This is a genomic window from Nonomuraea antimicrobica, assembly GCF_039536965.1.
GTDB lineage: Bacteria > Actinomycetota > Actinomycetes > Streptosporangiales > Streptosporangiaceae > Nonomuraea > Nonomuraea antimicrobica.
On the sequence record NZ_BAAAZP010000230.1, the window covers coordinates 19,189 to 28,049 of the forward strand.

Below are 8,861 nucleotides of genomic sequence, written 5' to 3' on the forward strand. Positions count from 1 at the left end.
CGGGCCGCTCTCCCCGCGAGCGTGAGGAAGCTCATGAAACTCCGAGGATCGGCGGTCGTGCTCGCCACCGCGCTGATCGCCCTGCCCACCGCGCTGCCCGCCGCCCCGGCCGCGGCCGCCAACATCCTGGCCAACCCCGGCTTCGAGTCGGGCCTGAGTGGATGGACGTGCTCCGGCGCGCAGGCCGTCTCCTCCCCGGTGCACGGGGGAACGGGGGCGCTGCGCGCGACTCCGCAGGGCAACGACCTGGCCAGGTGCCAGCAGGTCGTCACCGTCCAACCGGGCACGACGTATCAGCTCTCGGCCTGGGTGCAGGGCACGTACGTCTTCCTGGGCGCCACCGGGACCGGCGTCAACGCCAGCACCTGGGGCTCGCCCGGCACCACCTGGAGCCAGCTCAGGACGTCCTTCACCACGGGCGCCTCGACCACGTCGGTGACCGTCCACCTCAACGGCTGGTACGGCCAGGGCGCCTACACGGCCGACGACGTGGTGCTCGACGGCCCAGGCGGCACCCCCGACACCCAGGCGCCGACCGTGCCCGGCACCCCGTCCGTCGGCGGCGCCACGTCGTCGTCCCTGTCCGTCACCTGGCCCGCCTCGACCGACAACGTGGGCGTCACCCGCTACGAGGTCTCCCGCGACGGCGGCGCCCCCGTCTTCGTGACCGGGACCAGCCACCTGGCGGGCGGCCTGACCGCCTCGACCACGTACCGCTTCAAGGTCCGCGCCTGCGACGCCGCGGGCAACTGCTCGGCCTACACCTCCGAGGCGAGCGGCACCACGACCACGGGCGGCGGTGGCGACGGCGGGCTGCCCAAGCGGGTGCTCGTCGGCTACCTGCACGCGTCGTTCGCCAACGGCTCCGGATACACCAAGATGAGCGACGTGCCCGGCGAGTGGGACGTCATCAACCTCGCCTTCGGCGAGCCCACCTCCGTCACCTCGGGCGACATCCGCTTCAGCCAGTGCCCGGCCGCAGAGTGCCCCGGCGTCGAGTCCGAGGCCGACTTCATCGCCGCGATCAGGGCCAAGCAGGCCCAGGGCAAGAAGGTGCTCATCTCGATCGGCGGCCAGAACGGCCAGGTGCAGCTCACCACCACGGCGGCCCGCGACAAGTTCGTGCAGTCGGTCGCCGCGATCATCGACAAGTACGGACTCAACGGCCTCGACATCGACTTCGAGGGCCACTCCCTCTACCTCAACCCCGGCGACACCAACCTCGCCAACCCCACCACCCCGGTCATCGTCAACCTGATCTCGGCGCTCAAGACGCTCAAGAGCCGCTACGGCGCCGCGTTCACGCTGACCATGGCCCCCGAGACGTTCTTCGTGCAGCTCGGCTACCAGTTCTACGGTCCTGGCCCGAACGGCACGGCCGACAACCGCAGCGCCTCCTACCTGCCCGTCATCCACGCCATGCGCGACGACCTGACCCTGCTCCACGTGCAGGACTACAACTCGGGGCCGATCATGGGCCTCGACGGCCAGTACCACACGATGGGCGGGCACGACTTCCACGTGGCCATGACCGACATGCTGCTCGCCGGTTTCCCGATCATGGGCAACCCGGCCAACGTGTTCCCGCCGCTGCGCCAGGAGCAGGTGGCCATCGGGCTGCCCGCCTCGGTCAACGCGGGCAACGGGTTCACCTCGGTCGCCGAGGTGCAGAAGGCGTTCGACTGCCTGGCCAAGGGGAGCAACTGCGGGCCGTACAAGCCGCGGGGGGTCTACCCGAACCTGCGCGGCCTGATGAGCTGGTCGATCAACTGGGACCGGTACAACGGGCAGGAGTTCTCCCGCAGCCACCGGGCCTACCTGAACGCGCTCAACTGAACCGGACCAACTGCGTGGGCTTGAGCGGGAGGCCCAGGCCCGGCGGACGGTAGACGGGCAGCGCCTCGCCGTACTCGTGCATCCAGGCGTGATCCACCAGCAGCCGCATCCGCTCAGCCCGCGGTGTCCCGCCCGGCTCCGCCGGGGCCGTACGACCGGCCAGCCTGGCCACGGCCCCGGCCACCAGGTCAGGGTCGGGCGGCGACAGGTCGCAGTGCTCGTCCGGCCCGATGAGCAGGTCGACGTCCGGCGGCAGCGGGTAGATCGGCCGCGGCAGCGCCAGCACGCGCGGCGGCGGCGCCATCGGCCAGCCGCCGGCCACCGCCTCCAGCAGCACCGAGCGCGACGTCCGGCGCGCGAACAGCCCCTCGGCCAGCGCCCAGCTCAGCGCACCCACGTCGGCCAGGTCCTCACCGCAGGCGTGCAGGCACAGGTACGGCACCAGCGGGATCCCCTCCCCGCCCGCCTGCGCCCACCCGCCGCCGCACCCGGTCAGCACGAGCAGGGCCAGCATCGCCCGGTAGGCGGTGTCGGCGTGCGGCGTCTCCAGCCGCCCCGGCACGATCACGCACCGCCCGCCGGTCTTCTCGGCCGTCACCCCCAGCTCGCGGGCCGTCTTCAGCGCCCGCGACGCGGCCACCCCCGTGTACGCCTCCTGCCACCCCGGCGTGTACGGCTCACCCCTGTCCTCGTACCCCTCGGGCCACCGGCCGGGCAGCCCGGGACGCGCCACCCCGTAGACGGCCATCAGCAGGTCGAACACCGTCGTCACCAGCTCATCGCCGTCCCGCAGGACGGGCACGCCCCGCCGCAGCACCCCGGGCCCGTCGTCGAAGCGCGGCAGCAGCACCTCCGCCGCCTCCCCGCCGTACACGCTGAGCCGCCCGAAGGCCCCGCCCGTCAGCCCGCCCGGCACGTACCCGTCACCGCGCTCGCGCAGCCGCACCAGGAACGGCAGGTCCGTACGCTCCATGGCGTGCTCGTCGAACGGGGTCCGGTCGAGGAAGAACTCCTTGAGCAGCACGTGCCCCATGGCCATGGCCAGCGCCCCGTCCGTGCCCGGCCGTACGACCAGCGTCTCGTCCGACAGCCGCGTCGGATGCGTACCGATCGCGACCACCTTCTGCCCCTTGTACCGTCCGGCGATCACCCAGGGCGTGTCGGCGGTGCGGACCAGCCGGTTGTTCTCCCCCCACAGCAGCACGTACGCCGCCCGCGCCCAGTCGTCGGCCCGCGGACCGGCGAATCGCGGCCCCAGCACCTGCTCCGTCGCGCACGGATGCTCGGTCAGCACCGCGCCACCGAGCCCGCCCACCAGCCGCGCCAGCGGCGAGGTCGCCAGCGCCGCCACCCGCTCGGCCCCGTGCCGGGCCGAGGTGTCCACGATCGCCGCCGCGGCCAGCTCCGCCGCCGTCTCGTCGTCCAGCGGCACCCGCCGCTCACCTCGGGCGCGGCGGTATTCCTGTGAGTTCCCTGTGAGTTTCGCCCAGGCCGCGACCGGGTCGCGCAACCCATCCCTCACTTCGAAATAGAGCCTGATCAGTGCCTGGTTGACCTGCGATCCCCCCATGGAAAAAGTTCAACACAGACGGTGATGTCGTATCGGGATACGTGTCGGCATGTCGGGGATAAGAATGCCAAGCCCTGGTGGCAGCACTGCTCAGGTTGCGGCAGGCTAGAGGTCGCCATGGATTACGCCTTTCTCACGGGGATCGTCCTCGTCGCCGGTGTCGTGCTCGCCCTCGTCGCGCAATGGCGTGACTGGCGGCCCCCTCTTGTCGTCGCCATCGCCGTGGGCATCGCCGTCCGCGTGCTCATCATGTACACCTCGGCGATCGACACCTGGCAGCCCGTCGACTTCATGGAGAGCTTCAAGCCCGCGGGCGAGGCCGTGCTGCGGGGCGAGGACCCCGCGCTGGCCAGCGAGGGCGGCTGGCACTTCCTGCCGACCATCCCCTACGTCTACGGCATCCTGCTGTGGCTGGGCATCCCGTGGGAATACGCCGGCCGCCTGGTCACCGTGGTCGCCGACATCGTGCTCATCCCGCTGGTGGCCAAGCTCGCCGGCGGTCCCAAGGCGTCCCTGCGCGCCCTGCAGTACGCGCTCAACCCGCTCGCCGTGCTCATCGCCTCCGTGCACGGCCAGGTGGAGCCGGTCGCTCTGGTGTTCGGCGTGGCCGCGTTCGTGGTCGCCCGCGGCCCCGGCGACCCCGACCGGCCCGGCATGGTCACCGACGTGGCCGCCAGGGCCCGCAAGGGGTTGGCGGCACACGGCGTACGCGCCGCCATCCCGCGCGTCGTCGGCCGCGGCGGCCTGCTGCACCGCGCACTCCTGCCCGGCCCCGACGACCGCGCCCACCTGCGGCGGGGCGCGCTGGCCGGCCTGCTCATGGGCCTGGCCCTGTGCGCCAAGAGCTGGCCGATCTGGCTGATCCCCGGCATGCTGCTGCTCCTGCCCAACCTGCGCTCCCGCGTGGCCGCCCTGTTCACCACCGGCGTGGTGCCGCTGTTCTTCCTGGTGACGCTGCCGGTCTTCGCGGGCACCGCGTTCGACCAGCTCCCGGCGGTCATCGACACCATCCGCCACATCCGGCCCATCGTCGGTGAGTGGGGCTGGACCCCGTGGTTCACCGGCGGAGACTGGTCGCTGGAGCCGGGGCTGGCCTCGTTCGGCACCAACCTCATCTACGCCAGCGTCCTCGGCGTCATCTTCTGGTGGCGGCGGGCCGACCCGATCGACATGACCACGGCGATCCTGCTCGTGTTCATGGTGATGACGCCCCGGCTCGGCGCCCAGTACCTGCTGTGGTTCATGCCGTTCCTGGTGGCCCGGCCCACCCGGTTCGCCTGGCCGGCCATCCTGGGCGCCTGCCTGTGGGCGGGCTACGGCTACCTCTACATGACGCAGTTCGACGTCAACACCTGGTGGTTGCAGCACTCGTACTGGTCGCGGGCCTCGATCGTGCTGCTGCCGATCCTGGCGCTGGCCATGCCGTGGGGCCGCCGCGTCGCGACGGCCCCGGCTCTGGCTCCTTCCGTGCCGGCGTCGGCCAAGGTCAGGTCACCGGCATAGGCGCTCCCACAACGTGACCCACTGGTCGGGGTGGACGTGGCCCACGACGGTGTCGCGGGCCACCTCGGCCGCCTCCAGCGCCGCGTCCACGCCGTCGTAGCGGGTCTTCAGCGAGGCGCGCACCGAGCCGCCCACCCCGCCGAAGCCCAGCTCGACCAGCTCCAGGTACGAGCGGCGGCCGTGCACCAGCGGCTGCGGCCTGCGCTCGACGCGCAGGATCGCCGAGTCGACCGACGGCACCGGACGGAAGCTCTCCCTGCCGACCGGGTCGCCCAGCCGCCAGGAGAACCACGGCCACGACTCCACCGTGACCAGGCTCCACCGGCCGTAGTCGCCGGAGCGCTTGCGGGCGTACTCCCGCTGGGTGAGCAGCGTCGCCGAGGTCAGGGCCGGGGCCCGCAGGCACCAGTCCACGATCTTCGACGTGATCGAGTAGGGGATGTTCCCCACCACCGCGAACGGCTCGCGCGGCGCCCGCGCCTGCGTGAAGTCGCCCCTGATCACCTCGATCCTGGGATCGCTGCGCGTGCGGGAGGCCAGCCGCCCGGCCAGCCTCGGATCGATCTCGTAGCCGACCACCGTGGCGCCCGCCTCGGCCAGTGCCAGGGTGAGCACCCCCTCACCGGGTCCGGGCTCCAGGACGAGCCCCTCCGGAGCGGCGGCCTTGATCATCAGCTCGACGGCATGCCGATCCACCAGGAAGTTCTGCGACAGCGTGCGCCGCGCCCGATCCACGGGCGTGCGACCGCCACCGGCGCCGTTCCTGGCCTTCTTCTGAGTGTGTGAATAGTTTCCGTGCGCGAGATTCTTCGCCACAGCACTGCCCTTCCGGGTCCTCGAGATCGAACGGGTCTCGAAGGGCCCTGGGCACGCGTGCGGGCGCTCAGCCGCAGATCTGCCTCAGATCTGCCTCAGGTCTGCGTGTTCGGCGTCATCGCGTCCGCAGGCGGGCCAGAGCCCCGCCGCGGCGGATGCGGATGTAGAACGGGCAGCAGCACATGGATGACATGCGTGTCACTGTAGGCAGCGGCTCCGCGGGCGGGCAACGCAATAAACGCTTTGAGCGGGCATTGAACTGGCTCGGGTAAACCTTCAGGCATGGACCGACCGGCCAGGGTGCTCGTCGTGGACGACGAGCCCAACATCCGCGCCCTCCTCTCGCAGACCCTGCGACTGGTCTCGTTCGAGGTCCGGACGGCGGAGACGGGCGCCGAGGCGGTGACGGCCGCCAGGGAGTTCAAGCCCGACATCGTGGTGCTCGACGTGATGCTGGCGGACTTCGACGGGTTCGAGGTGGCCAGGCGGCTCGGCGAGCGCGTCCCCGTGCTGTTCCTGACCGCCCGCGACCGCGTCGAGGACCGCGTACGCGGCCTCACCCTCGGGGCCGACGACTACGTCGCCAAGCCGTTCAGCCTGGAGGAGGTGGTGCTGCGCATCCGCGCGATCCTGCGGCGCAGCCGTACCCCGCCGGAGAACGACGTCCTGAGCTACGCCGATCTCGAACTGGACCCGCACGCCCACGAGGTACGCAGGGCCGGAGTGCCGATCGACCTGTCGCCCACCGAGTTCAACCTCCTCGAATACCTGATGACCAACGCCGGCCGGGTGGTCAGCAAGGCGCAGATCCTCGACAGCGTCTGGCGCTACGACTTCGACGGCGACTCCAGCATCGTCGAGTCGTACGTCTACTACCTGCGCAAGAAGATCGACACGTTCGAGCCGCAGCTCATCCACACCGTGCGCGGCGTCGGCTACACCCTGAGGACCCCGCGATGAGACCCGCCTCCTGGACCCTGCGCACCCGCCTGGTGCTGGCCGTGCTCGGGCTGGCCGCGCTCGCCCTCCTGGTCACCAACGTGGTCAGCGTCACGCTGCTGCGCGACCACCTGGTCGGCCGCGTGGACGAGCAGCTCGACGTCATCGCCGTGGCCGCCGACGCCAAGCCCATCCCCCTGATCTCCCAGCGGCCGCAGGCGGCGAGCGGGCTGTCCGCGCTGGTGGCCAGGCGCGTCGCACAGGTCCAGCAGATCCTGGTCTACAACCCCGACGGCACGCTGTTGATGCGCGCGCCCGAAGCCAAGAACCAGCCGACCCCCGTCATCGACCGGCCCAGGGCCGACGACGCCCCCTACACCGTGCCGGGCACCGACGGGGCCGACTGGCGCGTCCGCGGCGTCCAGTTGGACGGCGGCGACATCGTGGTCGTCGCGCAGTCGCTGGCCGAGGTGGAGCAGGCCCAGCGGTCGGCCAGCGTCATCGCCTTCGCGGCCGGCGCGTTCGCGCTGCTCCTGCTCGGGCTGGCGGCCGGCTTCGTGGTACGGCTCGGCCTGCGCCCCCTGACCCGGATGGAGGCCACCGCAGGGCAGATCGCCCGCGGCGACCTCGCGCTGCGGGTGCACGCCGAGGACCCGCGCACCGAGCCCGGCCGCCTGGCCACGGCCATGAACGTGATGCTCGACCGCCTCCAGTCCGAGATCGCCGCGAGGACCGACTCCGAGGCCCGCATGCGGCGCTTCCTCGCCGACGCCTCCCACGAGCTGCGCACCCCGCTCACCTCCGTACGCGGCTTCGCCGAGCTGCACCGCAGGGGCGGCGACGCCGGCGAGGCCATGAGCCGGATCGAGCACGAGGCGGCCAGGATGGGCGTGCTCGTCAACGACCTGCTCACCCTCGCCCAGCTCGACGAGGAGCGCCCGCTCGACCGCCACCCGGTGGACCTGCTGGAGGTGGCCGCCGACACGATCCGCGACGCCCGCGTACGGGTGCCCGACCGGCCGATCAGGCTGACCGGGCTCGGCGACCGGCTCGCGCCCGTCTCGGTCGTCGGCGACGACGCGCGCCTGCGCCAGGTGGCCGCCAACCTCGTCGGCAACGCCCTGTGCCACACGCCCCCCGAGGCGTCCGTCACGGTCAGGGTCGGCACGCGCGACGGCCTGGGCGTGCTGGAGGTCGCCGACACCGGGCCAGGCGTGCCGCCCGAGCACGTGCCGCGCGTCTTCGACCGCCTCTACCGCGCCAGCCGGGGCAGGTCCAGGGCCGACGGCGGCACCGGGCTGGGCCTGGCCATCGTCTCCGCCATCGTGCGCGCCCACGGGGGCCGCGTCGAGCTGGACACCGCGCCCGGCCGGGGCGCCACGTTCCGCGTGCTCCTCCCCGGCACCCGGTTCTCCGACGCCGAGCCTCTCCCCGGCCGGGAGCTTCCACCTGACTCCGAGGCGGCTCCCAGCTCACATTGAACGGCGCCGACCACATTCGGGGGCATGAGACGGACACTCATCACCACGACCCTGCCCGCCGCCCTGGCCATCCTGACCGCGTTGACCGCGCTGGCCGGATGCGGCGGCACGCAGGCCGGCACCGGAGTCGCCTCCGTGACCGCGGCCTCTGGCCCGCCCTCCGCGAGCGCCTCCTCCTCCGACTCGCCCACCGCCGACCCCCAGGAACAGGGCAGGAAGTTCGCCCAGTGCATGCGCGAGCAGGGCGTCCCCATGGAGGACCCCGACCCCGACGGCAGCGGCGGCCTCAATGCGATCGGCGAGGGCGTCGACAAGAACAAGGTGCGCAAAGCCCTCGAAACCTGCGGCGAGCACGCCCCCTACGCGGACCGCAAGCAGCTCGACCCCCAGCAGATCGACCAGCTCCGCGAGTTCGCCAAGTGCATGCGGGACAACGGCGTGGACATGCCCGACCCCAACGCCGACGGCACGTTCCCCGGCGGCACCGGGAGCGCGCTCACGCGTGAGTCCCCCGAGCTCAAGAAGGCGCTCGAGGCGTGCCGCGCGAAGTCCCCCGGGGTCGGGGTGGCCAAGTGACCGAGACCGAGCAGACCCGCCCGGCCCCGCGCGCCCTGCCGCCGCGCCGGCGCCGCCCTCTGAGGCTGCTGGCCTGGACCGGCGGCCTGGCGTTGCTGGCCGCCGCGGTCGAGGCCGCCGCCATGGGCTTCGGCGGTGAC

Annotated in this window: 7 protein-coding genes; 5 read left to right on the forward strand and 2 right to left on the reverse strand. The window is 72.3% G+C overall.

Annotated features, from left to right (window positions below; translation table 11 throughout):
- Positions 1 to 33: 33 nt before the first annotated feature.
- Complete coding sequence (locus tag ABD844_RS48695) at positions 34 to 1,836, forward strand: chitinase (protein WP_344895505.1); 1,803 nt, start codon at positions 34 to 36, stop codon at positions 1,834 to 1,836.
- Here the strand turns inward: ABD844_RS48695 and ABD844_RS48700 are convergent.
- Positions 1,829 to 3,406, reverse strand: a complete 1,578-nt coding sequence (locus ABD844_RS48700) for a molybdopterin-dependent oxidoreductase (RefSeq protein ID WP_344895508.1) — start codon at positions 3,404 to 3,406, stop codon at positions 1,829 to 1,831. The genes ABD844_RS48695 and ABD844_RS48700 overlap by 8 nt on opposite strands.
- A gap of 117 nt (positions 3,407 to 3,523) precedes the next feature.
- Here ABD844_RS48700 and ABD844_RS48705 point away from each other — a divergent pair, with 117 nt between their 5' ends.
- On the forward strand, positions 3,524 to 4,909 hold the full coding sequence (locus tag ABD844_RS48705) for a hypothetical protein (RefSeq protein WP_344895511.1): 1,386 nt from the start codon (positions 3,524 to 3,526) through the stop codon (positions 4,907 to 4,909).
- Here the strand turns inward: ABD844_RS48705 and erm are convergent.
- The gene (gene erm, locus ABD844_RS48710) at positions 4,898 to 5,725 is read right to left on the reverse strand and encodes an ErmE/ErmH/ErmO/ErmR family 23S rRNA (adenine(2058)-N(6))-methyltransferase (RefSeq protein WP_344895514.1); all 828 of its coding nucleotides are present in this window, start codon (positions 5,723 to 5,725) and stop codon (positions 4,898 to 4,900) included. The two genes, ABD844_RS48705 and erm, sit on opposite strands and share 12 nt — an antisense overlap.
- A 282-nt stretch (positions 5,726 to 6,007) precedes the next feature.
- On the opposite strand from erm, the gene ABD844_RS48715 reads away from it, so the two are divergent.
- The 3 genes from ABD844_RS48715 to ABD844_RS48725 are packed head-to-tail and all read left to right on the forward strand — an operon-like array spanning position 6,008 to position 8,721.
- A complete protein-coding gene (locus ABD844_RS48715; RefSeq protein WP_344895517.1) occupies positions 6,008 to 6,685 on the forward strand; it encodes a response regulator transcription factor in 678 nt (225 codons plus the stop codon).
- Positions 6,682 to 8,145 carry a sensor histidine kinase gene (locus ABD844_RS48720; protein WP_344895520.1) on the forward strand — a complete coding sequence of 488 codons (1,464 nt, stop codon included), beginning with the start codon at positions 6,682 to 6,684 and terminating at the stop codon, positions 8,143 to 8,145. The genes ABD844_RS48715 and ABD844_RS48720 overlap by 4 nt, the downstream gene beginning before the upstream one ends.
- Positions 8,146 to 8,169: 24 nt before the next feature.
- Positions 8,170 to 8,721 (forward strand): hypothetical protein, encoded by a 552-nt coding sequence (locus ABD844_RS48725; RefSeq protein ID WP_344895522.1) that lies wholly within the window; start codon positions 8,170 to 8,172, stop codon positions 8,719 to 8,721.
- The last annotated feature ends 140 nt before the right edge of the window (positions 8,722 to 8,861 follow it).